Genomic DNA, 23,640 nt, shown 5'->3' on the forward strand with positions numbered 1-23,640 from the left:
GCGTCTTAGTCCTGGTGGTCCGGGTGCGCGGAGGCTGAGCGCAGCCCGAGCAGGCCGGCCAGCGTGCGGCGGTGGTTGGTGTCGATCGTCGCGTAGACGCTCATGCCGGCCTTCAGCTTCTTCACGAACGGATCGTTCTCGTCGAAGTAGATCCGCACCGGCACGCGCTGCACCACCTTGACGAAGTTGCCGGTGGCGTTCTGCGGCGGCAGGATCGCGAACTGCGCGCCGGTACCGGGCGACAGCGAGCCGATCTTGCCCTTGAATTCGTGGTTCGGGAACGCGTCGACGTCGAGCGTCACCGGCTGGCCGACTGCGACATAGGTGAAGTCGCTTTCCTTCGGATTGGCGTCGACCCAGGGATGGTCGACATCGATCACCGAGAACACCGGCGCGCCCGCGGCGACGAAGCGGCCGAGCTGGATCTGGTCGACCTGGGTCGCCACGCCGTCCATCGGCGCGCGCAGCACGGTGTGATCGAGGTTGCGCTGGGCGTCGTCGAGCTTGGCCTTGGCCTGGGCGTAGGCCGGGAATCGCTCGATCGGCAAATCGACATCGCCGAGCAATTGCGTCTTGGCGTTGGAGATCTGCTGCCTGATGTATTGCGCCAGGCTCTCGGCCGTGACCTGCGCGTTGGCCGCGTTGTCGAGGTCGAGCTGCGAGCCGAAATTCTGCTTGGCGAGCGTCGATTTGCGATCGACGTCCTTCTTCTTCAGCTCGATGCTCTGCTGGGCGAATTCGAGCATCCTGGTGTTGATCTTGATGTTGTCGACCAGATTGTCATAGGTGGTCCTGGTCTGGTCGAGCGCCGCCTTGGCCTGGTCGACCGCGAGGCGGAACGGCACCGGGTCGATCTCGAACAGCTCGTCGCCCTTCCTGACGTGCTGGCCTTCCTTCACGACGATCTTGTCGATCTTGCCGGAGATTTCCGGCGTGATCAGCACCTTCTGCGCGCCGACATAGGCGTCGTCGGTGCCGACATAGCGGCCGCCATTGAGATAGAACACGCCGCCGCCGATCACCGCCACGATCGGCAGCACGACGAGCAGCAGCACCCGGCGATAGCGCCGCATGCCCGCCATCAGACGGCGGCGCGGCGCGCGGCTGGCCTTGCCCGACGGTGCCGATACGCCCGGATTGCTCTTCTGCTCGGGGGCCAGCTTGAGGACGGGTTCAGCCATAGCGTTGTTCCTTTCGGGAGGGCTCGCCGGCTGGGTTTTGGATGGCATTGCGAACGTTTTCCTTGATCGATTCCAATTGAGTGAGCAGGCGGTGCGCGTCAGCGGGGCTGATGCCCTCGAGCGCGGTCGCGGTGAGTTCGGAGCGCAGGCCGGCCAGCTTCCCGAGCAGCGGGCGCGCGGCTTTTTTCAGATAGAGGCGGTTGACGCGGCGATCGTTCTCGTCGCTGCGGCGCTCGATCCAGTCATTGTCGCAGAGCTTGTCGATCAGCCGCGTCAGGGTGATCGGCTGCATCTCGAGCAGTTCGGCGAGCTCGGTCTGTTTCAGCCCTTCCTGGCGTTCCACCTTCGACAGCACGGCCCATTGCGCACGGGTAATGCCGTAGCGCGCGGCCTCCTTGTCTGCGTAGACGCGGATCAGCCGGAACAATTCGCCCAGCGTAAACAGGAAGTTCGCGTCCACGGAACTGCGCATCAATGCTGTCTCCATAAGCTTGCAATATAATAAGCTTGCTTATGAATTCTGCATGCCGGGTTAACGGGAGGCTGCCCCGCATTCCGCACATGGCTGCAAGGCGGTGAGGGACTGGCTTCGGTACCGGCTTGGGTATTGGGCTTCGGTATTGGCTTGGGCCGGGCTATGGGAACCGGCGCAGAAATGCTACATATCCAGGCAATGAGCCTCGCCAAGCCGACATTTCCTGCCCCCGACCACGATCACGGCCGTTGCGCCGCGGACGCGATGGCGCATGCCGAGCAGGTCTGTGCGCGCCGCGGCCAGAAATTCACCCCGATCCGCCGTCAGGTGCTGCAGGCGCTGCTGTCGAGCCATCGGCCGCTCGGCGCCTATGAGGTGATCGACGAGCTGGCCAAGACGATGCCGCGCCCGGCACCGATTACCGTCTACCGCGCGCTCGACTTCCTGATGGAGAACGGCCTCGTTCACCGCATCGAGAGCCGCAACGCTTTCCTCGCCTGCGCGCACGATCATGACGAGACCTCGATGGTGGCGTTTTTGATCTGCGACCATTGCGGCTCGGTCGGCGAGATCCCCGCCGCCCCCGTCGCGCAAAGCCTGACCGCAGCGGCGCGGGCCTCGGGCTTCATCCCGAAACTCTCCGTGGTCGAGATCGCCGGCACCTGCGCGCATTGCCAGAAATGATCGTGCAAGACCCTTCCCAGTCATTGCGAGGAGCGAAGCGACGAAGCAATCAGCTCGCAATGATGTTGGGGGCAAGCTCTTCCTTACACCCTCCCCTGGAGGGGGAGGGTCGACACACGTTGAGCGCAGCGAAACGTGTGTCGGGGTGGGGTGACGGTCTATCGTATCGCCTCCCGTGAGGAGAGATCACCCCACCCCGGTGCACATTTCGCTGCGCTCCATGCGCACCGACCCTCCCCCTCCAGGGGAGGGTCGGCAGCAATGAGTATCCGTTAAAGCAACAACAACGGCAGCAAGCCGGCCCGCGAGGAAACATGACCACCCAAGCGATCTCCGCCAGCGTCACGAGGCCGGTCAGCGTCGGCCATGGGCTGCCGCCCGGCGCCATCGCATTGATGCTGATGCTGTGCGTGAGCTGGGGCTTCAACCAGCTCGCGGTCAAGCTCGCGCTGCCCGACGTGCCGCCGATGCTGCAGGCGCTGATCCGCTCCTCCGGCGCGCTGCCGGTGATGCTGATCGTCGGCCGGCTGCGCGGCGTCAAATTCTTCGAGCGCGACAGCACGCTCGTCCCTGGCGTGATCGCCGGGCTGATGTTCGGTTGCGAGTTCGTGCTGATCTTCACCGGCCTCACCTTCACCTCGGCGTCCCGCGCCTCTGTGTTCCTCTACACCGCGCCGTTCTTCGTCGCGCTCGGCTCGCATCAATTCCTCGGCGAGCGTCTCTCGACCGTGCAGTGGAGCGGGCTTGCGCTGAGTTTTGCCGGCGTCGCGCTCGCGATCGGCGTGCCGCAGCCGAATGTCGATGCCAAGGTGCTGCTCGGCGACCTCATGGTGGTCGGCGGCGGCGCGCTGTGGGCGGCGACCACGCTGGTCGCCAAGGGCACGCAGCTGCGCAAGGCCGCGCCGGAAAAGGCGCTCGGCTACCAGGTCGCGATCTCGATTCCGATCCTCGGGTTCGCCGCCTGGATCGCCGGCGAGCGCATCGAGCACGTGCCGAGCGCGCTGTCGATCTCGCTGCTCGCCTATCAGGCGGTCTGGGTGGTGGGCTGCACCTTTGTCATTTGGTTTGCGATGGTGAAGACCTATTCGGCGAGCAAACTGTCGGCCTTCACCTTCGTCACGCCGCTGTTCGGCGTGGTCGCGGCCTATTTCATCATGCACGACAGCCTGACGGCGGTGTTCGGCGTCGCCGCGCTGCTGGTGATCGCCGGCCTCTATCTCGTCAACAAGCCCGACCCGAAGGTGACGCCGGACCCGAATGTGCCGGCGTGAGGGTATACCTCCCGTTCCAGTAATCTCTCCACTCGTCATTCCGGGGCTCGCGAAGCGAGAGCCCGGAATCCATTAAGCCGCATAACGCGCGGAGGAATGGATTCCGGGCTCGTGCTTCGCACGCCCCGGAATGACGACGGGGAGAGAGTGACGCCCTGCGATGGATCATCCCGACGTGCAACTATGACTCGTCAGCGCGCCAAACACTCACTGTCGTCCCTGCCTAGTGCGAAATTGCGCACGGGAGCAGGGACCCATAACCACGAATGGTTATTGGTGAGCGATGGTGGAGTGACGAGTCCCGTTCACAACATTCGCTGCGGCGTATGGGTCCCTGCTTTCGCAGGGACGACCCGTGGAGAGAGTTCCGCCTCGCTCACTACCCCACTTCGATCGGCAAGGACTCATCCTTCGCCCATTCGCCCATCGAGCCGTCATAGAGGGTGAGATTGTCGTAGCCGAGCCGATGTAGCTGGAACAGGTCGATGGTCGCGGAGATGCCGCCGCCGCAATAGGCGACGACGCGCTTGTCCTTGCTGATGCCTTGCGCGGCGAAGGTCGCTTCCGCCTCCGCAAGCGGCACGAAGGTCTTGCCCTTGGGGTCGATCAGGGTTGCCGCCGGCACGCTGACGCTGCCGGGGATGCGGCCGGGCCTGCCGTAGCGGCTCGGCTCCAGTCCCTTGTAGAATTGCGGGCCGAGCGCATTGACGATCACGGTGTCGCGCTCCGTGGTCGCGGCGAGCACGTCGCGCTTGTCGACGAACATGTCGTCCTTCGGCCGCGCCGAGAACGTGGCCTGCGGATAGCCGCCGGCAAGCTCGGTCTCGATGTCGCGTCCCTCGGCGGTCCATTTGTCGATGCCGCCGTCGAGCACCGCGGCGCCGTCGAAGCCGAGCGAATGCAGCATCCACCAGAACCGCGTCGCCCACATCGCCGTGCCGATCGAATAGAGCACCACGCGGCTATTGGCCGAAATGCCGTGCCGGCCGAACGCGGCCTCGAGCTGGGCCGTCGGCGGCATCATGAAGCGCAGCTCGGTGCGGGGATCGGAGAACTCGGCCTGCAAATCGAGGAAATTGGCGCCAGGGAGGTGGCCGGCCTCGAACGTCTGGCGGCCCGAGACGACAATATAGGGAACGCCGCTGCCGGCCGGAGCCGGCTCCAGATAGGTCGTGCAGTCGAACAGGCGCAGTTCGGGGCGGGTCAGGATGTCGGCGAGTTCCGCCGTGGTGATCAGCTCGCTATGGCCGGCCATGTCGCGCCCTCCCGGAATGATCTTAAGGGGATGCTAGAGCATGATCCGAAAAAGGGGGTACCGGTTTTTCGCAAAGATCATGCTCAAACCGGAAGGAGGCCGCCGGATCACACGAAAAGCTGTCACTTTGCCCTTTGATTCACCCCAATTCGGCCCAATATAGCTGTCCATGCAGGACGCCGCTGCATGGCTTGCCTTTGGCCTCAATCGGCGCCATAAGCTGTTGAATTCACTCCGAAACATCACCGTTTGGCCCGCCGCGCGCGAGGCCCATCGCCCCCTTGGTGAATGTCACCGAAACCTGATATTCGAGATGCCATGAACAAGCCCGAGATTTTGCCGCAAGACGACATCGCCGGTCCCGCACCGCGGCACCACACCACGCAGGTCATGGTCGGCAACGTCGCCGTCGGCGGCGGCGCGCCGATCGTCGTGCAGTCGATGACCAACACCGACACTGCCGATATCGAGGGCACCATCGCCCAGGTCGCCGCGCTCTCGCGCGCCGGCTCCGAGATGGTGCGCATCACGGTCGACCGCGAGGAAGCCGCAGCCGCCGTGCCGCACATTCGTGACGGCCTGCGCAAGATGGGCGTCACCACGCCCTTGATCGGCGACTTCCACTATATCGGCCACAAGCTGCTCGCCGAGTATCCGGCCTGCGCCGAGGCGCTCGACAAGTACCGCATCAATCCCGGCAATGTCGGCTTCAAGAACAAGCGCGACACCCAGTTCGCCGACATCATCGAGATCGCCAACAAGAACAACAAGCCGGTGCGCATCGGCGCCAATTGGGGCTCGCTCGACCAGGAGCTGCTCACCAAGCTGATGGATGAGAACACGGCGTCGGCCAATCCGCGCGATGCCCGCGCGGTGACCCGCGAGGCGATGGTGCAGTCGGCGTTGCTGTCGGCGGCCCGCGCCCAAGAGCTCGGCATGCCGAAGAACCGGATCATCCTGTCGGCGAAGGTCTCGGCCGTGCAGGATCTGATCGCGGTCTATCAGGAAGTCGTGCGCCGCTCGGATTACGCGATCCATCTCGGCCTCACCGAGGCCGGCATGGGCTCGAAGGGCATCGTGGCCTCGTCGGCCGCGCTCGGCATTCTGCTGCAGCAGGGCATTGGCGACACCATCCGCATCTCGCTGACGCCGGAGCCCGGCGGCGACCGCACGCTGGAAGTACAGGTCGCGCAGGAATTGCTGCAGACCATGGGCTTCCGCACCTTCGTGCCGCTGGTTGCGGCGTGCCCGGGTTGCGGCCGCACCACCTCGACCACGTTCCAGGAGCTGGCGCGCTCGATCCAGGATTTCATCCGCGACGAGATGCCGGCCTGGAAGACCAGGTATCCGGGCGTCGAGGAGCTCAACGTCGCGGTCATGGGCTGCATCGTCAACGGCCCCGGCGAATCCAAGCACGCCAATATCGGCATCTCGTTGCCCGGCACCGGCGAAGCGCCGGCCGCGCCTGTCTTCGTCGACGGCAAGAAGTTCCGCACCCTGCGCGGTCCGGGCATCGCCGCCGACTTCAAGGCGCTGGTGATCGACTATATCGACCAGAAGTATGGCGCCGGCGCCAAGGTCCCCGAGCCCGCAGGCGCCGCGGAGTAATTTCGCCCCGTTCGTCACCCACATTCAATCGTCGTCCCTGCGAAAGCAGGGACCCATAACCCCAGGCGGTGGTTATGGCGCGAGATGTGGGTTACCAGCCTTCGCAAAATACAATCCTGTGGTTATGGGTCCCGGATCTGCGCTCCGCTTGTCCGGGACGACAGATATGTTTGTGGTGCGGATTGCGCTTCCATCGATGCGCGGTACCATGCTCCCAATCAAGAACCATCGGGAGAACGCCCATGAGCTCGCTGTCCGGCAAGCAGGGTCCGCGCTACCGCCACCTCGCCGATCAATCCGAGCCCTATGAGACCATTGGCGTCGAGAAGCTGACGCCGATCATCGGTGCGGAAATCTCTGGCGTCGATATTGGCAGACTGGTCGGCGACGATGCGCGCTCCAACCGCCAGATGGACGAGATCCATCGCGCGCTCGCCGAAAACCTCGTCATCTTCTTCCGCGATCAGCACATCAGCCCCGACCAGCATCTCGCCTTCGGCCGCAAGTTCGGCGAGCTGCACGTCCACCCGGCCGCGCCCAATGAGGGCGATCCGGCGCTGATGAAGATCTATGCCGACAAGGATTCTCCGCGTGCCAATGGCGAGGGTTGGCACACCGACGTGTCCTGCGACCTCGAGCCGCCGATGGGTTCGATCCTCTACATCAAGCAGTGCCCGCCGCGCGGCGGCGACACGCTGTTCGCCAACATGTACGCCGCCTATGAGGCGCTGTCGGACCGCATGAAAGCCTATCTCGACGGGCTGACCGCGCTGCATGACGGCGAGCAGACCTATCGTGGGCTGTACGCCAATTACGGCGTCGCCGACAAACGGGAATATCCCCGCGCCGAGCATCCGGTGGTCCGCACCCACCCGGTGACCGGCAAGAAATCGCTCTACGTCAATCGCGGCTTCACCCGCTTCATCGTCGGCATCCCGCGCGACGAGAGCGACGCCATGCTGGCCTATCTCTACCAGCATGCGGAGAACCCGCTGTTCCAGTGCCGCTTCCGCTGGTCCGAGAACGCGATCGCGTTCTGGGACAATCGCTGCGCCCAACACCGCGCGATGTGGGATTACTGGCCGCACACCCGCTCCGGCACCCGCGTCACCGTGAAGGGTGAGCGGCCGGTGTGAGCACAGCGCTGCCCTTGCGCCGTCGCGCCGGCCGCGGCTGAGCTCGATGCTTCAGCCTCGCCCAAAGCTGCGCGGTTAACAGGGGTAATCCTTGCGGGTCATAGTATCCGTGAGCCGGTGAGCCCTATGATGCCGCATCATAATGGGCGATATCACCATGCGGCGGGTGATACTGGACGCGCGCGGACATGAGAGCATCGTCATTTGCGTTGACGGGAACTCAACTTGTGAACGTGCCGGCTCGCGCGTCAGATCGGATCGAGCGCCATTTGCTCCGAGGATGATGCGCCGGGCGGCGCCGCTATGGTTCGCAGCAACCCTCGCGGTGACGTGTCTTTCGGATGTGCCGGGTTCCGGCGGCGCGTACGCGCAGTCCAACGGCATCGCCGGCAATTCCCCGCAACTTGCACAAGCCAAGACGAGCCCTGCGGGCGACGCGGGTCCAGCGGCGGAACAACCGCAAAGCGCGGATGCGCTCGCCCGCGAACTCGCGACAGCGCGGAAAGATATCGAATTGCTGCAGGGCTTGCTGACCAAGGAACGCGAAAATTCGGTTCATGTCGAAAATGCTCTGCAGAGCGAAGCCGAAAAGCTGAAAAAATCGCTGAAGGCCATGCCGCAAGGCGACGTGGCGGACTTGCAGAGATCGTTGCGCGAGGAGCGTGGGCGAACCGCGCAGCGGGAACAGGAACTGGAGGCGGCTCGTCTTGATCTGGACAAGTTGGCTGCACTGCTGGTCAAGGCAAACGACGAGACGGCGAAGCTGAAGCAGGCTTCGCAAAGCGGCGCAGCGGACTTGCAGAAGCCCCTGGCGGAGGAGCACGAGCGGGCCGCGCGGTTGGAGAAGGACCTGGCGGCAGCGCGCCGTGACGTGGAAACGCAAGCCGCGCTGGCGGCCAAGGCAAGCGATGAAGCGGCCCGGCTGAAGGCGGCCTCGCAAAGCGGCGCAGCGGACGTGCAGAAGCCGTTGGCGCAGGAGCGCGAGCGTGCCGCGCGACTGGAGAAGGAGCTTACGGCGGCGCGTCGAGACGTGGAAACGCAATCAGCGCTGGCGGCCAAGGCAAGCGATGAAGCGGCTAAGCTGAAGGCTGCCTCGCAAAGCGGAGCGGCGGACCTGCAGAAGTCGCTGGGACAGGAGCGCGACCGGGCCGCACGGTTGGAGAAGGACCTTGCGGCGGCTCGCCGTGACGTGGAAACGCAGACCGCGCTGGCGGCCAAGGCGAGCGATGAAGCGGGCCGGCTGAAGAAGGCCTCCGAAGGCGGTGCGGCGGACTTGCAGAAGTCGCTGGGGCAAGAGCACGAGCGGGCCGCGCGGATGGAACTGGACCTCGCGGCGGCGCGTCGTGATGTGGAAATGCAATCAGCGGCGGCGTCCAAGGCGCGCGATGAACTGGCCAGGCTGAAGCTGACAACGGAAGCCGGCGCCGCTGAACAGCGCCGGTCGATGCAGAAGGAGCACGAGAGGGCCGACGCTCTGGCGCAGGATCTCGCGACAGCGCGCAGCAAAGTCTACGCCTACGAGGCTCAGGCGGCCAAAGCCAGCGACGAGGCAGCGCAGCACAAACAGGCGGAATCAAGCGATACCGCCGAGTTGCGACAATCGCTCCAGCGCGAGCGGCAGCGGGCGGAACAACTGACGCGTGATCTTGCAACCAAGAGCCGCGAACTCGATGCACAGGCCGAGCGGGCGGCCGCAGCGAACACGCAAGCCGTCGGAGCGAAGCAAGCCGCCGAGCAGGCTGTGGCTGAGCAGCGCAGCCTGCTGCAGAAGGAGCGTGGCAGGGCCGAGCAATTGGAGCGGGATCTTGCATCGGCGCGCCGCGACGTCGGTACGCTCGCCGCGAAAGTGCCGCCCGCCGCATCTCAGGTCGCCACCACCGGCAACGCTGGCCGGGCCATGCAGGAGGAACCGGCGGGCGCAGCGGTGGCATCAATCGAGAACCGGGTCGTGGCAACGCGAACCGGAGGCAATGTCGAGGCCGCCCCTGACGACAGTGCGCAGGAGGCGAGACTGATGGCGCGGGCGCGCCTGCTGCTGGAACAGGGTGACATCGGTGCCGCGCGGATCGTGCTGGAACGCGTCGCCGAGACGGGCAGCGCCCAGGCAAGCTTCGCGCTCGCGGAAACTTACGATCCGCTGACCCTGTCGACCTGGGGAACCTATGGAACGCGCGGCGATGCGACCAAGGCCCGCGATCTCTACGCCAAGGCCGAGGCCGGTGGAATCAAGGAGGCAAAGGCGCGATTCGAGGCGCTGCGCTGATCGAGCGATCCTTGCAGCAAGGCCGAACGCGCCGACGGGATGTCGTGCAAAGGAGCTGGCCGATGAAAAGATCTACCGGATTGCGTCCGCTGTTCCTGCTTGCGACCCTGGTGTCGTTGCTCGTTGTGCCGCAGCCGCCCGCGGCGGATGCGCGGCCGCAACATGGTCAGCCTCACAAGGCTCGCCTGATCCGGGCCGAATCGTCCCAGGTCAGGCCCGAAGTTCTGGCCATGAATGCCTGGGTGGTTGGTCTCGCCGGCGGCCTGCTCGAGGGCGCGCCGATCCGCCTGGCCGCGGAGATGGCCCGCGTGACCGATGACGGCGACAATCTGCACGTGCTGCCGGTGGTGACGCGAGGCGCCGTGGAGAATCTGAACTCGCTGCTGTATTTGCGCGGTATTGATGCTGCGATCATCAATTCCGATGCCCTCGAGGAATACAAGAGCCAGGTGCCGGACATCCAGCGACGGATCGCCTATGTCCTGAACCTGTTTCCGTCCGAGCTGCATATCTTCGTTCGGCCGGAGATTCGGAGCCTGAGCGACCTCGCCGGCAAGAAGGTGAACTTCAACAACCAGGGTACCGCCGCAGCCTATTCGGGTCCGCTGATCTTCAGTCGCCTCGGCATCGAGGTCGAGAAGACGTTCATTCCGCACCAGGTCGCGCTCGAGCAGATGCGGAAAGGCGAAATGGCGGCCGTCGTCTTCATTACCTCGAAGCCGGTCGATGCATTTGTGAAAGGCCGGTTTGAATCCGGCTTCAAGTTCCTGCCCGTCCCCTATGACAGCAAGTTCGAGGACTATTATCTGCCGGCAACTCTCGATGCCGCCGATTACCCAAATCTGATCAAGTCGGGTGATCGCATCGCCACGATCGCCGTGCCGACCGCCCTCGTTGCCTTCAATTGGCCGGCCAGCACCAACCGTTTTGAGCGTGTTGCACGCTTCGTCGATCATCTGTTCTCGCGTATCGACCGGCTGCAAGGACCGGGCTTCGACCCGAAGTGGAAATCGATCAACCTCGGAGCGACGGTGCCCGGTCTCACGCGCTTTCCTGCCGCGCAGGCGTGGCTCGATCGTCAGTCGGCAAGGGCATCGCAATGACCAGGCTCGCCGTCCCACTGCTTGCCGCAACCGCCGCCGTCAACGGCGTTGCCCTGGCGCAGGGGATGGAAGACCCCATGGCTCAGCTGCGCGCCTGTTCCCAGCTGCAACGTGAAGCGCGTCTGGAGTGCCTCGACAAGCTGTCGCACGCCACTGCGCCGCCCCGCCGCGACGCGTCGAGAGCCGGCAATTGGACGATCAGCGAGACGACGTCGCCCGTCGATTATTCACCGATCGCCACTGCGACGATCTACGACTCCGTCGAATCGTCGATGAAGCTGTCGATCCGGTGTCGCGGCGGGCGGACCGAATTGTCCTTCGCGGGGCCCGCGATCTCGGGCCGCGGCGACGGCTATGCGATCTCCTATCGCATCAACGACGGTCAGCCGGCGCAGGTCGCGGCAACCGTGCCGTCGTTTGGATCCGGCGTCGCCGTCGCGGGCGATGCCGTTCGCTTGTTGCAATCGCTTCCCGACAACGCGGTCCTTGCTGTCCACCTCTCACCCGGCGCCGGGGCCGCCCATGACGCAACATTCTCGCTCGCGGGGCTGGACGCGATGCGAGCGAGGATGGCCGCGATCTGCAAATGGCCCCTCGCTGTCGCAAGGCCCAGCAATTGAGAAGTGTGTTCGCCGATCTTTCGAGATGGAGATGCTTGATGCGCAATTTTGAATCTGTTGCGAAATTCATTGCGATGGGTGCCATCGCTGTGCTGGCTTCCGCGTCCTTGGCGGTGGCGGAGCAAGGTGGGAAATATTGGGTTCCGAACGCGCAGTCCGCGGCTGCTCCGGCGAGCGACGCTCGGAAGTCTGAAACGCCGCGAGCCACCGCCGAAACACGCAAGCGCGCCGCACTTGCGCGCATGCACGATCCGGCGGCGCCGAAAGGCAAGGAGCATCATCTGGTCCTGCAGGTGAACAGCAACGACCCTGCCGCCATGAATCTCTCGCTCAACAACGCAACGAACGTGGCCGAGTACTACAAGGGCCTTGGCGAAAAGGTGAAGATCGAGGTGGTCACGTTCGGCCCGGGCCTGCACATGCTCCGCGAGGATACGTCGCCGGTGAAGGCTCGCATCGAGGAAATGGCCCTCAGTTCACCCGAGGTGTCGTTCAAGGCCTGCGGCAACACCCAGGAGAAGATGCAGAAGGCCGAGAACAAGTCCATCCCGATCATCAAGCAGGCGGAAGTCGTGAAGTCCGGCGTCGTGCGCGTGATGGAACTGCAGGAGAAGGGGTGGGCTTACGTGAAGCCTTGAGCTGGAGGGCCAGCTTGCCTTGAACCCCTTTGCGCGGGTGCGGACCGGCCGGCGCAGAGAACGGGTGTAAATCCATCAGCGCGCGGGGCAGGGTTGCCGGCCGCGCAGCCAATCGCATTGACGCCGCGCATCCGCTACGCCAAGCTCCGGGAAAATCAAAAACAACTCCCGGGGAAACGTCATGCTCCGCGCCGAAGACAACAAATTTCTCACCGAATCCGGTGCCGGAACGGGAATGGGCGAATTGCTGCGCCGGTTCTGGATTCCGGTGCTGCTGTCGGAAGAGCTGCCGGAGCCGGACAGCGACCCGAAGAAGATCGTGGTCATGGGCGAGGATCTGCTGGCCTTCCGCGACTCGCGGGGTGTGGTCGGAATCATCGATCAGTATTGCCCGCACCGCGGCGCCAATCTTTGGCTCGGCCGCAACGAGGAATGCGGCATCCGCTGCGTCTATCACGGCTGGAAGTTCGACACCGACGGCCGTTGCGTCGACATGCCGACCTCCTATCCGGACCTCAACGCCAAGGACCTGATCCGCATCAAGTCCTATCCGGTGCGCGAATGGGGCGAGATGATCTGGGCCTATATGGGCCCCGCCGATCAGATGCCCGAATTGCCGGCGCTGGAGATGGCGCTGCTGCCGGCCTCGCATCGCTTCGTCACCAAGAAGTGGCAGGACTGCAATTGGGTGCAGGCGGTGGAGGGCTCGATCGACACCGCGCATTTCACCTTCGCGCATCTCTCCTTCGAGAAGGAGGAGAACGAGATCCTCGACATCAAGAAGCATTTCGTCAACCCGCTGACGCGGGTCGCGACCGACCACATGCGCTGGATCGCCGAGGATCCGCGGCCGGTAATCAAGATCAATCCGCATGAGGCCGGCCTGACGGTTGCAGGCGGACGGCTCACCGGCAGCGACAACATCTATTGGCGCATCGCCCAGTTCCTGATGCCGTTCCATAGCTATGCGCCGAGCTCGATGCCGGGCGAGAACATGTTCGGCCAGACCTTCGTGCCGGTCAGCGACACCAATTGCTGGATCTACACCTATGCGTGGAATCCCGACCGGCCGCTGACCGATGCCGAACGCGACGGCTATGCCAATGGCAACGGCGTGATGGCTGTGGTCGACGAGAACTATGTGCCGCTACGCAACAAGGCGAACGATTATCTGATCGACCGCCAGTTGCAGCGGACCAAGAGCTACACCGGGATCAAGGGCGTCTCCGAGCAGGACGCCGCGGTGCAGGACAGCCAGGGCCCGATCGCCGACCGCGCCCGCGAGCATCTCGGACCGACCGATCTCGGCATCATGCATTTCCGCAAGCTGGTGATGGAGGCCGCCCGCGCGCTGCAAAAGGGTGAGGCGCCGCCGCACGCCAAGCACCAGGATCGCTACACGGTGCGCTCCGGCGCCTGCGTCACCAGCAAGACCAAGGATCTTGCGGCCGTGATGATCGAACGGTTCGGCGATCCCGCGGGCTTCGTCGGCGGCCCCGGGCAGAACGCCGCGGCGGAGTGACCCTCGCTGTCGTCCCTGCGAAAGCAGGGACCCATAACCACCGTTGGAACTTGTTGAGATGCGCTGTGGCCGCAGCCTTCGCCAAACCGTCAACGGTGGTTATGGGTCCCGGGTCGCGCTTCGCTTGCCCGGGACGACGTGGGGAGGGATACCGCGCTACACGCGCTACAACGGAATCCTGCGATACTCGCGGTTGGAGAGGCTCGCCTCCTCCAGGTCGAGATCGCGTTCGATGCGCCGTCTGGTCTCGTCGGTGATCTTGCCGTCGCGCAGCAGCATGTGGATGAACTTGCGCTCGGATGAGATCAGCTCCCGCGTCAGCGCGGTGCCGGCGGCGGAGACGTCGTGCTTGTCGGGATCGAGCGTATCAGGCAGCTGGTTGATGCGGATTTCGTGGCGCGACCGCAGCAGCTTGATCACCTCGTCGGAGAGCTCGCGGTCGTCGGTGATGGCGTCGAGCGATTTCAGCGCGGCGTTCAGCGCCTCGCGCCGCGCCTCGATTTCCTGCTCGTGCTCGGCGATATGCTCGCTGCGTCCGTCCTTGGCGAGGCCGAGCAGGCGCACCACCGGCGGCAATCCGAGGCCGAGCCCGACCAGGGTCACGAAGATCACGCCGAAGGCGACGAACAGGATCAGGTCGCGATACGGGAAGGCCTCGCCGCCAGGCAATGTCAGCGGCAGCGCCAGTGCCGCGGCGAGCGAGACCGCGCCACGCACGCCGGTGAAGGCGACCACGAACACCGCCCGCCACGACGGCAGCGGATCGCGCTCGCGCACGCGGCGGCTGATCCAGCGCGGCAGATAGGTGCCGGGAAACACCCAGAGGAAGCGCGCGACGATCACGATGACGGCGACCAGCGCGGTGGCGGTCAAGATGTCGTACAGCGGGAACGCCTTCGACTTCTCGTACAGCGAGCGCATCTGGAAGCCGGTCAGGAGGAACAGCAGGCCCTCGATCAGATAGATGATCAAGTCCCAGAAGAAGATGCCCTGCAGGCGCGTCGCAGCCGAGATCAGCAGCGGTCCGTTCCAGCTCATATAGAGGCCGCAGGCGACGGTTGAGATCACGCCGCTGCCGCCGAAATGCTCCGGGATCCAGTAGGCGAGATAGGGCGTGATCAGCGACAGCGTGATCTCGACCTGCGGATCCCTGGCGCGGCGGCGGGCGCGCAGGCTGAGCCAGCCGACCGCCGTGCCGAACGCGATCTCGCCGGCAACGATGACGAGGAACGTGCCGGTCGCCTTCGGCAGCGAGAACAGCCCGGTCGTGATGGCGGCCAGCGCGAAGCGGTAGAGGATCAGCGCGGTCGCGTCATTGGCGAGCCCTTCGCCCTCGAGCACCACAAGGATGCGGCGGGGCATGCCGAGCTTGCGCGCGATCGCCAGCGGCGCGACCACGTCCGGCGGCGCGACGATCGCGCCTAACAGGAAGCCGATGCTCCAGGGCAGCCCGATCAGATAGTGGGTCGCGGCCGCGACCATGAAGGCGGTGAAGATCACGCAGCCGACCGACAGCAGGATGATCGGCCGCAGATTGGCCTTGAACTCGCGCCAGCTCATCGCGACGCTCGCCGAATAGATCAGCGGCGGCAGCACCACCAGAAGCACGAGCTCGGGCGGCAGTTCCAGCGACGGCATGCCCGGCACGAAGGCGAGCACGATGCCGACCAGCAGCAGCAGGATCGCCGGCGCGATGTCGGTCCGCCGTGCAACCAGGGCGGTTCCCGCCAGCACGCCGAGCAGAGTGAGAAAGATCTGAAACTTGGCTTCCATAATGGGCTCAATTCGCCCGGAAACCAGCGCCAGTCAATGCGGTCCGGCCGGAGCCGGACCGTTGGGGCCTGTCATAAAGCCGTCGCAGGGATGCGTGGGGCCGCCCGGTCAGTCCCGCTGATCGTAGCGGTAGGACTTCGAGACGATCTGCCAGCCGTCGGCGAGCTTCATTGCGACGAGGTAGTCGGTGAAATAGCGCGGCGGCAGCTGGCAACGCACCTTGATGAAGGCGGTGTTGTCGTCGGAGCGGTCGATGGTGACGATGAAGTCCTCGCGCGGCTTACCTTCGGCCTTCGCCGACGGCCGCTTGCGCACCAAAGCGAGCCAGTCCGGCACGCTGAGGACCTTCAGCTCGCCCTTGTCCACCCAGCGCAGGTCGGCGCTGGGATGAAAGGCCGTCGCGAGCTTGTCGGCATTGCTCTCGTAGAGGCCGTCGAAATAGGTTTGCACGACGCTTTCGACGCTGGATCGTTCTTGACTCATTGGTTAGTCCTCCCGGCAGGATTTGAACTACTAGAGCGTTTTCGAGCGAAGTGGGTACCGGTTCGCGTGAAGAAAACGCGTCAAAACGAGAATCTAGAGCCCCAGTTCCGATTCAATCGGAACGGAAAGGGCTCTAGGATTTAGCCATGAACCGCCGGATTGCGCCATGGCCGGCGACAAAATTCCGCGTGAGGAGTGAGTTGTGACCGCATCTGCAAATTCGAACGCAAGTTCGAGCGAAACGATCCTGACCGGCGAATGCTTCTGCCGCGACGTGCGCTATGAGGTGGCCGACGCGTTCACCTATGCGCTGAATTGTCACTGCTCGAACTGCCGGCGCACCACGGGATCGGCGTTCAAGCCGTTCGCGGGCATCGTGCGCGAAAAATTCACCGTCACTAGCGGCGCCGAGGATCTCCTGATCTACGGCGATGAAGTGACCCACGACGCGCATTGCGGCCGCTGCGGGTCGCTGCTCTATTCGCGCGTCCGTAACGGCGCCTATGTCCATGTCACGATGGGCACGTTGCGCGATGCGCCGACGATCCGGCCGACCGCGCATATCTTCGTCGGCTCCAAGGCGCCGTGGTACGAGATACTGGACGGCCTGCCGCAATATCAGGAACATGTGACGCAGAGCGGGGAATAAGTCCGCTCAAGGCAGGTTCTTGCCCTGAGTTTGGTCCGCTTGTACCGCTGGCGTCTCGGACGGCCCCAGCGAGAACGCGAGCACGACGTCGTCGGCGCGCTGCTTGAACTCCTTGCCGACCGCGGCGCGCGCGGCGTCGGCAAGTTCATGCAGTGGCTTGTCCTGTAGCAGGCTGGGGAACGTGACGGTGACCGACGTGAGCCGGCCATTGTGCCAGTTGAACCCGACCGCCGGTTTGACCCCGACCATCGCAACCAGATCGTTCTCCACGGCCTTGGCGTGCTTGAAGCCATCGAACACGGCGTCGACCAGGCCGCAGCCCGCGGCGCAGCCGGCCAACAGCGCGAGCGCGAGGAGGGTTTTTGCCATGCTGCGGACCTTGCCGGCTCTGGCGGGTGGAACCGCCGCGCTTGTGCCCTGCATCATGTCCTCCGTGGCTCTGTTCTTGTTGGCGCGATCGTGCACGAAATCTCCCGACCAGCCAAATCCGAACCCGCGGTCTGTTTCGTCGACTAACAGTCAGGATGGCATGGTCCACGCCGTCGCGGATCGTGAGGCGGCTCACAAAGCACCCCGCTTGCTTCTGGTAAACGGACCTGCATGCTAGAGCGTTTTCGAGCGAAGTGGATACCGGTTCGCGTGAAGAAAACGCGTCAATAAGAAACTAGAGCCTCGTTCCGATTCAATCGGAACGGCGCTCTGGAAAACGGCCAGAGTGTCGCCATGAACGGGTCTGGGCTCTTGAACTTGAAGCGGTTGCTGCTCGCCGTCGCGGCCTTGCTGCTGATCGTCTGCCAGCCCGCCTACGCCGAGAAGCGCGTGGCGCTGGTGCTTGGCAACTCGGCCTATCGGAACACTGCGCCGCTGGCCAACCCGGTCAACGACGCCTCGGTGATGGCCGCGACGTTGAAGAATGCCGGCTTCGACGTGGTCGACTTCCGCAAGGACCTCCCGGCCGTCGAAACCCGCCGCGCGCTGCGCGAGTTCGCCGACCTCGCCCGCGAGGCCGATATCGCGCTGGTCTACTACGCCGGTCACGGCATCGAGGTCGACGGCGCCAATTATCTGATCCCGGTCGACGCCCGGCTGGAGCGCGATACCGACGTCTATGACGAGGCGTTTTCGCTCGACCGCATCCTGGTCGCGATCGAGCCGGCGCGGAAGCTGCGGCTGGTGATCCTCGATGCCTGCCGCGACAATCCGTTCGCCAAGACCATGAAGCGGACGCTGGCGACCCGGGCGATCGGGCAGGGGCTCGCCAAGGTCGAGCCGACCAGTCCGAATGTGCTGATCGCCTATTCGGCGAAGGCCGGCTCGACCGCGGCCGACGGCGACGGCAAGAACAGCCCGTTCACGATCGCGCTGTCGAAGTTCCTGCCGACCCCCGGTCTCGATGTCCGCCGCGCCTTCGGCTATGTCCGCGACGAGGTGCTGAAGACCACCAACAACCGCCAGGAACCGTTCGTCTATGGCTCGCTCGGCGGCGAGGACGTGCCGCTGGTGCCGGCACCGGCGAAACCGGCGGCCGCCGCCGCTGTTGCCGCGCCCACAGCGCCGGCACCGACGCCGCAGTCGGAGGCCCGGCGCGATTACGAGCTGGCGCTGCAGATCGGCAACAAGAGCGCGATGAACGCCTTCCTCGCCCAATATCCGAGCGGCTATTACGCCAACCTTGCCAGGTTGCAGTTGGAGAAGTTCAGCGCCGAGGACGCGCGCGTGGCCGCCACCGAGAAGGCGCGTCTGGCCGAGCAGGAGCGCGCCCGGCTCGCCGCCGAGGGCGCGCAGAAGGCGCAGCAGGTCAAGGCCGAGGCCGACGCGAAGGCTGCCGAAGCGGCGCGTCTTGCCGCGGAACGGGCCAAGCAGGTTGCGCAGGAACAGGCCTCGGCCGCCGAGCAGAAGCGCCAGGCCGATGCCGCGCTGGCCGATCGCGCCGCGACGAACAAGGCGGTTCCCGATCAAGCGGCAACGCAGGCCGCAGCCGCATCGCCTGCTCCGCCGGCTGCTTCCGAGAAGACCACGGCCGTGGCCGCATTGGCCACGGGGTCGCCCGAGGTTGATGTGGTCAAATCGGTGCAGACCGAATTGCGCCGCGTCGGCTGCCTGACCGGTACCGTCGATGGCGACTGGAACGCAGCCTCGCAGCGCTCGCTGACGCTGTTCAACCGCTATGCCGGCACCAAGCTCGACATCAAGACCGCGAGCGTCGATACCCTCGATGCCGTCAAGCTGAAGCAATCGCGGGTCTGCCCGCTGGTCTGCGAGCACGGCTACAAGGCTGACGGCGATCGCTGCAGCAGGATCGTGTGCGCCGAGGGCTCGTTCCTCAACGACGACAATGAATGCGAGAAGCGGCGTGAGCGGAAGCCGGTCGCCAAGCGCGACAGCGACGAGCGCCCGTCGCGCCGTGACCGCGAACGCGCCTTCCGTCCGCAGCGCGAGCCGCAGGTCCCGTCCGCGGACATTCCGCGCCCGCAGGGCCGTGCGAGGGCGGAAGGCGGCGGCAGCGGTCAGATCATGTGCGATGCCTATCTGTGCCGTCCGGTCAGGCATGGCTGCCATCTCGAGTACCGCGGCGGCGGCGGCCCCGGCGGCAACGTCGGCAATGTCGAGGTCTGCAACTAGCCTCTCGGTGGTCTGAGGCACGGGATGTTACCTCACGTCATGGCCGGGCTTGTCCCGGCCATCCACGTCTTCTTATCCGCGCGACCGCGAGACGTGGATGCCCGGGACAAGCCCGGGCATGACGAGACTGTGGGACGGCCAATTGGATGGATCAGCTAGATCGCGCTCGCTGCGATATTCACCATCAAAGCCAGCAGCGCGGTGTTGAACACGAACGAGATGATGCCGTGCACGGTCGCGGTGCGGCGGATGATCTTGTCGGTGATGCCGACGTCGGAGACCTGCGCGGTCATGCCGATCACGAACGAGAAATAGACGAAGTCCCAGTAATCCGCGTCGGCATGCGCATCGCCGCTCGGGAACTGCAATCCGCCGGGCGTCTTGCCGCGGTAGAACTCGTGGGCGTAGTGCAGCGCGAACGCTGTGTGGACCGCCGTCCATGACAGCGTGATGGTGACGATCGCCACCGCCAATCCGGCCGGGCTGCCCTTGGATGCGCCGAGCTCAAATACGATGGCCAGGAGGCTTGCCAACGCGCCGAACGCGGTCAGCAGCAGGATCAGGAAACGGCCATCGTCCTGCAATATGGCGCTGCGCTTGATGTGGGCGACGCCACAGCGCAGCATCATCACATAGGCGAGCACGAGATAGAGCGCGGCGAAGGCGTCCCAGCCGGCGAGCATGCGCGTGACGAGGCGCATCGAGCCGGGGATCAGCAGCGCGACGGCGATGCCGACCGCGATCGAAACGAAGGTGCGCGGCCGGCCCACCACCACGCGGACCGGCATCGGCAGCTTGCGGAAACGAACAAGGCGATCGTCGGACTCCTTGCTCATTTCGCGTTGTGCTTTCGGCTAATTCTTGCGCTCGGCGACGAAGCGGGCGGCGGCCCGCAGCACGTCGCCGCGATCGCCGAACACCGACAGCGCGGCGTCGGCGCGCGCCAGCAGGTCGCGCACGCGCTGCTTGGCGCCGTCGATGCCGAGCTGGGTGACGAACGTGGTCTTGCCGAGCACGGCGTCGGCGCCGGCCGGCTTGCCGAGTGCGGCGGCATCGCCCTCGACGTCGAGCAGATCGTCCGCGATCTGGAAGGCTTCGCCGAGCGCTTTGCCGTAATCGTCGAGCGCCTGGTATTCCTTCTGCGAGGCCTGGCCGAGGATCGCGCCGGCGATGCAGCCGAAGCGGAGCAATGCGCCGGTCTTCATCTGCTGCACGCGGGCGACGTCGACCGGCTCGCGGTCGCCGAACCGGCCTTCGCCGGCGAGGTCGAGGATCTGGCCGCCGGCCATGCCGCCGACGCCGGAGGCGCGCGCCAGCGCGCGAGTCAACAGCAGGCGCACCTGGGCGTCCTTGTGGATCGCATCGCGGGTGATGATGTCGAAGGCAATCGTGAGCAGCGCGTCGCCGGCGAGGATCGCGGTGGCGTCGTCATAGGCCTTGTGCAGGGTCGGGCGGCCGCGGCGCAGATCGGAATTGTCCATCGCCGGCAGATCGTCATGGATCAGCGAGTAGCAGTGGATGCATTCAAGCGCGGCGCCCACCAGCAGGGCGGATTCGCGCGGGATGCCGAACACCGCGGCGCTCTCGACCGCGAGGAACGGCCGCAGCCGCTTGCCGCCGCCGAGGCTCGAGTAGCGCATGGCCTCGATCAGCCGCTTCGGGCGCACGATCTCGTCGCTCTCGGCCGCATCGGACAGCAGTTTGGCGAGCAGGGCTTCGGTATCCTCCGCGGTCTGGTCCAGCCGCTTGGAAAACTCTGCAGTACCGGTCGTCATTAAGAATTGCTCCAGATCGATTTTCGGCCGGACAATCGTTGATGACATCGGCTTCGTCAATTCCCGCCCTGCGACGGATTGCGCCTTAAAAGTGCTGGAAAAACCGTGAATTATCCCATTGACGTCTGATGACGCCGGCCGTGTTCTGGCTGAAGGCTCCAAAATCCTCCCTGGAAAGGTCCTCCCCGGAAACCCCAGCTTTGCGCATTGTCCGGATTTTATTGCTGCTTTTGCTGGCCCTGCTGTTGCTGCCCTATCTGGTGACGCCGTTCTACCGCACCGGTCAGCCAGTTTCGGCCCTGATGGCGTGGCGGACCCTGCGAGGGGCCCCGGTGACGCGGCATTGGGTCGATTTCGGCGCGATGTCGCCCTCACTGCCGCGGTCCGTGGTCGGCTCGGAGGATGCCCATTTCTGCAAGCACCGGGGGGTCGATTGGGGTGCGCTGCGCGAGGTGATTGACGACGCCGGGGATGGCGAGGCAGCCCGCGGCGGCTCGACCATCACCCAGCAGGTGGCCAAGAACCTGTTCCTGTGGCCCGGCCGCAGCATGATCCGTAAAGGATTGGAGCTGCCGCTGGCGCTCTGGATCGATTTCGTGCTGCCCAAGCAGCGGATCCTCGAAATCTACCTCAACATCGCGGAAATGGGGCCGTCCGGGCAGTTTGGCGCCGAGGCCGGTGCCCAATATGCCTTTGGCCGGCCGGCGGCAGAGCTGTCACCCCGGGAGGCGGCGCTTTTGGCGGCGATCCTGCCGAATCCGGTCAAAAGGAGTGCCCGGAACCCGGGTCCGGGGGTCCGCAGGCTGTCTGGCACCTACATGGCCCGGGCCAACACCGTGACGCGCTGCTGGCGCGAAAATCGCGGCTCTTGAGCCCGATTTCGGGCGGATTTTGCTGTCTCCGGGCCTAGATTTACGCGGTCCCTTCCTCTATAAGCGCGGCCTTACCGGCATCGCAGCTTGCGCTTCGAAGCGCTGAGCCCGTCCGCATTTCGGACGATGCCTCCGCAACACCCTAGAGGACACCGTCATGGCCGTTCCCAGAAGAAAAACCTCGCCGTCGCGCCGTGGCATGCGCCGTTCGGCCGATGCGATCAAGACCCCGACCTATGTCGAGGACAAGGACTCCGGCGAACTGCGCCGTCCGCACCACCTCGACCTGAAGACCGGCATGTACAAGGGCCGTCAGGTCCTGAAGGCCAAGAAAGAGTCCTGATCGGACCTTCGGCTTTCGCGCCGCAGGCGGGAGCATGATCCGGAAAAGCGCGTAGCGGTTTTCCCTCGCGACAAACGCCAAAGGCGTTTGCGCGGAGATCATCCTCCAAACAAGACGGCGCTGCGCCTGAATTCGGCCAACGAGTGCGGCCAAGACGGGCGCGTCGGCGGCGAGGCCAATGAGCATCGCCGCATTGCTGGTTCTCCCTGAATAAGGCGCAAGCCCCGATGGTCGGTTTTCCGCTGCTGCTCGTTCCGCTCGCGGTCTACAACATCATCGCCTTCCTGATGCCCGGCGTGTCCTTCACGGACCCGCTGATCAGGCTGACATTGCTGTCGGGCGAGCAGTGGCAGATCACGCTCAGTGACATGCTGCTTGCTGCCGGCGTGCTGTTGTTGCTGCTCGAGGTCATCAAGGGCGCGCGCCCCGGCGCGAAATATCTCACTGACCATCTGCTGTCGCTGATCGTGTTCGGCGCGGCGGCCGCCGAATTCGTGCTCTGGCCGAAATTCGGCAACTCGACCTATTGCCTGCTGACGCTGCTGGCGCTGGTCGATTTCATTTCCGGAATTGCGCTGCGCACCCGCCGCCGTGCGGTGGTCGCGGCCGCGGCACCGGCGCCGGCGCCGGTCAGCAAGTCACAGCCCGCCGCGGTCGAGACGCCACGGGCCGCGCCTGCGGTGGAGCCTGCCCCGCCACGGCCCGAGCCGGCACCTGTCGTCACGCCGGCGCCCGCCGCGCCGGTCCCTCCAGCGACGTCAGTTGCGGAATCCGTGCTGCTCGATCAGGCGGCGCCGAAGCCCACGGTCAATTCGCCGGATTTGCAGCCCGGCAGCCAGCCATCGCCGGACACGCCGCAGCGCTAGACCCCTTTCGAGGACGATCATGAGCGGAGAAACGGCCCTTCCGATCGCCGATTCGACGACCACTCAATCGATCTTCGACTGGCTCGAACGGTTCGCCGCCTGCGTCAGGGCGGTCGACTATGCTGCTGCCCGTCCGTTCTGGCATTCGGACATCATCTCGTTCGGCACCTATCAGGAACTGATCCAGGGCCGTGCGCGCTGGACCGAGATGCAATGGGACAATGTCTGGCCCCGCACCGCGGATTTCGCCTTCGATCTCGCGCATACGCAGGTGCTGATCAGCGCCGACGGCGGCATAGCGACGGTGATCACGCCCTGGACCAGCACCGGCTTCCATGCGGACGGCAGCCGCTTCGATCGGCCGGGACGGGCGACGATCATTCTCGCGCGTCAGGCCGACGGGCGCTGGCTCGGCATCCATTCCCACATGTCGCTGCGCCGCGGCGTGCCGCAGGACAGCCACGGCAACCGGCCCGTCAAGGCCCATTGATCGCGAGATGA

General features: G+C 65.0%; 23 protein-coding genes. 15 read left to right on the top strand and 8 right to left on the bottom strand.

The annotated features are described in order from the left end of the window. Positions 1-5: 5 nt before the first annotated feature. Positions 6-1,181, bottom strand: coding sequence for an HlyD family secretion protein (locus ACOIX3_RS01680; RefSeq protein WP_420968111.1), 1,176 nt, complete (start codon positions 1,179-1,181; stop codon positions 6-8). Then, positions 1,174-1,656 carry a MarR family winged helix-turn-helix transcriptional regulator gene (locus ACOIX3_RS01685; protein WP_420968112.1) on the bottom strand — a complete coding sequence of 161 codons (483 nt, stop codon included), beginning with the start codon at positions 1,654-1,656 and terminating at the stop codon, positions 1,174-1,176. Before ACOIX3_RS01685 ends, ACOIX3_RS01680 begins: the two co-directional genes overlap by 8 nt. Before the next feature lie 198 nt (positions 1,657-1,854). Here ACOIX3_RS01685 and ACOIX3_RS01690 point away from each other — a divergent pair, with 198 nt between their 5' ends. Both ACOIX3_RS01690 and ACOIX3_RS01695 read left to right on the top strand, forming a co-directional pair. Then, complete coding sequence (locus tag ACOIX3_RS01690; RefSeq protein ID WP_028338147.1) at positions 1,855-2,340, top strand: Fur family transcriptional regulator; 486 nt, start codon at positions 1,855-1,857, stop codon at positions 2,338-2,340. A 314-nt stretch (positions 2,341-2,654) separates the two neighbouring features. Further along, entirely contained in the window at positions 2,655-3,611 is a 957-nt protein-coding gene (locus ACOIX3_RS01695) for a DMT family transporter (RefSeq protein ID WP_420968113.1), read from the top strand. Positions 3,612-3,990: 379 nt separating this feature from the next. On the opposite strand, the gene ACOIX3_RS01700 is transcribed toward ACOIX3_RS01695, so the two are convergent. Beyond that, on the bottom strand, positions 3,991-4,866 hold the full coding sequence (locus ACOIX3_RS01700; protein ID WP_420968114.1) for a sulfurtransferase: 876 nt from the start codon (positions 4,864-4,866) through the stop codon (positions 3,991-3,993). A gap of 318 nt (positions 4,867-5,184) precedes the next feature. On the opposite strand from ACOIX3_RS01700, the gene ispG reads away from it, so the two are divergent. The 7 genes from ispG to ACOIX3_RS01735 all read left to right on the top strand — a co-directional run bounded on the left by ispG (position 5,185) and on the right by ACOIX3_RS01735 (position 13,756). Continuing rightward, positions 5,185-6,474 carry a flavodoxin-dependent (E)-4-hydroxy-3-methylbut-2-enyl-diphosphate synthase gene (gene ispG, locus ACOIX3_RS01705; protein WP_420968115.1) on the top strand — a complete coding sequence of 430 codons (1,290 nt, stop codon included), beginning with the start codon at positions 5,185-5,187 and terminating at the stop codon, positions 6,472-6,474. A 242-nt stretch (positions 6,475-6,716) separates the two neighbouring features. Beyond that, a complete protein-coding gene (locus ACOIX3_RS01710; RefSeq protein ID WP_420968116.1) occupies positions 6,717-7,610 on the top strand; it encodes a TauD/TfdA dioxygenase family protein in 894 nt (297 codons plus the stop codon). Positions 7,611-7,752: 142 nt separating this feature from the next. After that, positions 7,753-9,873: a hypothetical protein gene (locus tag ACOIX3_RS01715; RefSeq protein ID WP_420968117.1), complete on the top strand. Its 2,121-nt coding sequence runs from the start codon at positions 7,753-7,755 to the stop codon at positions 9,871-9,873. 62 nt (positions 9,874-9,935) lie between these two features. Continuing rightward, the gene (locus ACOIX3_RS01720; RefSeq protein ID WP_420968118.1) at positions 9,936-10,976 is read left to right on the top strand and encodes a TAXI family TRAP transporter solute-binding subunit; all 1,041 of its coding nucleotides are present in this window, start codon (positions 9,936-9,938) and stop codon (positions 10,974-10,976) included. Next, complete coding sequence (locus tag ACOIX3_RS01725; RefSeq protein WP_420968119.1) at positions 10,973-11,596, top strand: hypothetical protein; 624 nt, start codon at positions 10,973-10,975, stop codon at positions 11,594-11,596. Before ACOIX3_RS01720 ends, ACOIX3_RS01725 begins: the two co-directional genes overlap by 4 nt. Next, a complete protein-coding gene (locus tag ACOIX3_RS01730; protein WP_420968120.1) occupies positions 11,593-12,234 on the top strand; it encodes a hypothetical protein in 642 nt (213 codons plus the stop codon). Before ACOIX3_RS01725 ends, ACOIX3_RS01730 begins: the two co-directional genes overlap by 4 nt. Before the next feature lie 181 nt (positions 12,235-12,415). Beyond that, positions 12,416-13,756 (top strand): Rieske 2Fe-2S domain-containing protein, encoded by a 1,341-nt coding sequence (locus tag ACOIX3_RS01735; protein ID WP_420968121.1) that lies wholly within the window; start codon positions 12,416-12,418, stop codon positions 13,754-13,756. Between the two features lie 165 nt (positions 13,757-13,921). On the opposite strand, the gene ACOIX3_RS01740 is transcribed toward ACOIX3_RS01735, so the two are convergent. Then, on the bottom strand, positions 13,922-15,529 hold the full coding sequence (locus ACOIX3_RS01740; protein WP_420968122.1) for a Na+/H+ antiporter: 1,608 nt from the start codon (positions 15,527-15,529) through the stop codon (positions 13,922-13,924). Positions 15,530-15,637: 108 nt separating this feature from the next. Then, complete coding sequence (locus ACOIX3_RS01745; protein WP_212311980.1) at positions 15,638-16,012, bottom strand: nuclear transport factor 2 family protein; 375 nt, start codon at positions 16,010-16,012, stop codon at positions 15,638-15,640. Between the two features lie 202 nt (positions 16,013-16,214). On the opposite strand from ACOIX3_RS01745, the gene ACOIX3_RS01750 reads away from it, so the two are divergent. Beyond that, positions 16,215-16,661, top strand: a complete 447-nt coding sequence (locus ACOIX3_RS01750) for a GFA family protein (protein ID WP_420968123.1) — start codon at positions 16,215-16,217, stop codon at positions 16,659-16,661. Positions 16,662-16,667: 6 nt separating this feature from the next. On the opposite strand, the gene ACOIX3_RS01755 is transcribed toward ACOIX3_RS01750, so the two are convergent. Continuing rightward, positions 16,668-17,126, bottom strand: a complete 459-nt coding sequence (locus tag ACOIX3_RS01755; protein ID WP_420968124.1) for a hypothetical protein — start codon at positions 17,124-17,126, stop codon at positions 16,668-16,670. 258 nt (positions 17,127-17,384) lie between these two features. Between ACOIX3_RS01755 and ACOIX3_RS01760 the strand changes: the two genes are divergently transcribed. Then, complete coding sequence (locus ACOIX3_RS01760) at positions 17,385-19,283, top strand: caspase family protein (RefSeq protein WP_420968125.1); 1,899 nt, start codon at positions 17,385-17,387, stop codon at positions 19,281-19,283. 155 nt (positions 19,284-19,438) lie between these two features. Here ACOIX3_RS01760 and ACOIX3_RS01765 read toward each other — a convergent pair whose 3' ends face one another. Together ACOIX3_RS01765 and ACOIX3_RS01770 are read right to left on the bottom strand one after the other, a co-directional pair. Next, positions 19,439-20,119 carry a DUF1345 domain-containing protein gene (locus tag ACOIX3_RS01765; protein WP_420968126.1) on the bottom strand — a complete coding sequence of 227 codons (681 nt, stop codon included), beginning with the start codon at positions 20,117-20,119 and terminating at the stop codon, positions 19,439-19,441. Between the two features lie 18 nt (positions 20,120-20,137). Then, the gene (locus tag ACOIX3_RS01770; RefSeq protein ID WP_420968127.1) at positions 20,138-21,058 is read right to left on the bottom strand and encodes a polyprenyl synthetase family protein; all 921 of its coding nucleotides are present in this window, start codon (positions 21,056-21,058) and stop codon (positions 20,138-20,140) included. A 128-nt stretch (positions 21,059-21,186) separates the two neighbouring features. On the opposite strand from ACOIX3_RS01770, the gene mtgA reads away from it, so the two are divergent. The 4 genes from mtgA (at position 21,187) to ACOIX3_RS01790 (ending at position 23,629) form a co-directional block, all read left to right on the top strand. After that, on the top strand, positions 21,187-21,930 hold the full coding sequence (gene mtgA / locus ACOIX3_RS01775) for a monofunctional biosynthetic peptidoglycan transglycosylase (RefSeq protein ID WP_420968128.1): 744 nt from the start codon (positions 21,187-21,189) through the stop codon (positions 21,928-21,930). 157 nt (positions 21,931-22,087) lie between these two features. Next, positions 22,088-22,273, top strand: coding sequence for a 50S ribosomal protein L32 (gene rpmF / locus ACOIX3_RS01780; RefSeq protein WP_021077536.1), 186 nt, complete (start codon positions 22,088-22,090; stop codon positions 22,271-22,273). 227 nt (positions 22,274-22,500) lie between these two features. Next, entirely contained in the window at positions 22,501-23,139 is a 639-nt protein-coding gene (locus ACOIX3_RS01785; RefSeq protein WP_420968129.1) for a hypothetical protein, read from the top strand. Positions 23,140-23,158: 19 nt separating this feature from the next. Beyond that, positions 23,159-23,629 (top strand): YybH family protein, encoded by a 471-nt coding sequence (locus tag ACOIX3_RS01790; RefSeq protein ID WP_420968130.1) that lies wholly within the window; start codon positions 23,159-23,161, stop codon positions 23,627-23,629. Positions 23,630-23,640: the final 11 nt, after the last annotated feature.

Origin of the sequence: Bradyrhizobium sp. B120 (assembly GCF_049075665.1) — a bacterium.
Classification (GTDB): Bacteria; Pseudomonadota; Alphaproteobacteria; order Rhizobiales; family Xanthobacteraceae; genus Bradyrhizobium.

What these genes read in the sequence shown, in the direction of transcription:
- ACOIX3_RS01680 (WP_420968111.1), bottom strand. Translation starts at nt 1,181, where the DNA reads ATGGCTGAACCCGTCCTCAAGCTGGCCCCCGAGCAGAAGAGCAATCCG.
- ACOIX3_RS01690 (WP_028338147.1), top strand. Translation starts at nt 1,855, where the DNA reads ATGAGCCTCGCCAAGCCGACATTTCCTGCCCCCGACCACGATCACGGC.
- ACOIX3_RS01695 (WP_420968113.1), top strand. Translation starts at nt 2,655, where the DNA reads ATGACCACCCAAGCGATCTCCGCCAGCGTCACGAGGCCGGTCAGCGTC.
- ACOIX3_RS01700 (WP_420968114.1), bottom strand. Translation starts at nt 4,866, where the DNA reads ATGGCCGGCCATAGCGAGCTGATCACCACGGCGGAACTCGCCGACATC.
- ispG (WP_420968115.1), top strand. Translation starts at nt 5,185, where the DNA reads ATGAACAAGCCCGAGATTTTGCCGCAAGACGACATCGCCGGTCCCGCA.
- ACOIX3_RS01710 (WP_420968116.1), top strand. Translation starts at nt 6,717, where the DNA reads ATGAGCTCGCTGTCCGGCAAGCAGGGTCCGCGCTACCGCCACCTCGCC.
- ACOIX3_RS01715 (WP_420968117.1), top strand. Translation starts at nt 7,753, where the DNA reads ATGGGCGATATCACCATGCGGCGGGTGATACTGGACGCGCGCGGACAT.
- ACOIX3_RS01720 (WP_420968118.1), top strand. Translation starts at nt 9,936, where the DNA reads ATGAAAAGATCTACCGGATTGCGTCCGCTGTTCCTGCTTGCGACCCTG.
- ACOIX3_RS01725 (WP_420968119.1), top strand. Translation starts at nt 10,973, where the DNA reads ATGACCAGGCTCGCCGTCCCACTGCTTGCCGCAACCGCCGCCGTCAAC.
- ACOIX3_RS01735 (WP_420968121.1), top strand. Translation starts at nt 12,416, where the DNA reads ATGCTCCGCGCCGAAGACAACAAATTTCTCACCGAATCCGGTGCCGGA.
- ACOIX3_RS01740 (WP_420968122.1), bottom strand. Translation starts at nt 15,529, where the DNA reads ATGGAAGCCAAGTTTCAGATCTTTCTCACTCTGCTCGGCGTGCTGGCG.
- ACOIX3_RS01745 (WP_212311980.1), bottom strand. Translation starts at nt 16,012, where the DNA reads ATGAGTCAAGAACGATCCAGCGTCGAAAGCGTCGTGCAAACCTATTTC.
- ACOIX3_RS01760 (WP_420968125.1), top strand. Translation starts at nt 17,385, where the DNA reads ATGAACGGGTCTGGGCTCTTGAACTTGAAGCGGTTGCTGCTCGCCGTC.
- ACOIX3_RS01765 (WP_420968126.1), bottom strand. Translation starts at nt 20,119, where the DNA reads ATGAGCAAGGAGTCCGACGATCGCCTTGTTCGTTTCCGCAAGCTGCCG.
- ACOIX3_RS01770 (WP_420968127.1), bottom strand. Translation starts at nt 21,058, where the DNA reads ATGACGACCGGTACTGCAGAGTTTTCCAAGCGGCTGGACCAGACCGCG.
- mtgA (WP_420968128.1), top strand. Translation starts at nt 21,187, where the DNA reads ATGACGCCGGCCGTGTTCTGGCTGAAGGCTCCAAAATCCTCCCTGGAA.
- rpmF (WP_021077536.1), top strand. Translation starts at nt 22,088, where the DNA reads ATGGCCGTTCCCAGAAGAAAAACCTCGCCGTCGCGCCGTGGCATGCGC.
- ACOIX3_RS01785 (WP_420968129.1), top strand. Translation starts at nt 22,501, where the DNA reads ATGGTCGGTTTTCCGCTGCTGCTCGTTCCGCTCGCGGTCTACAACATC.
- ACOIX3_RS01790 (WP_420968130.1), top strand. Translation starts at nt 23,159, where the DNA reads ATGAGCGGAGAAACGGCCCTTCCGATCGCCGATTCGACGACCACTCAA.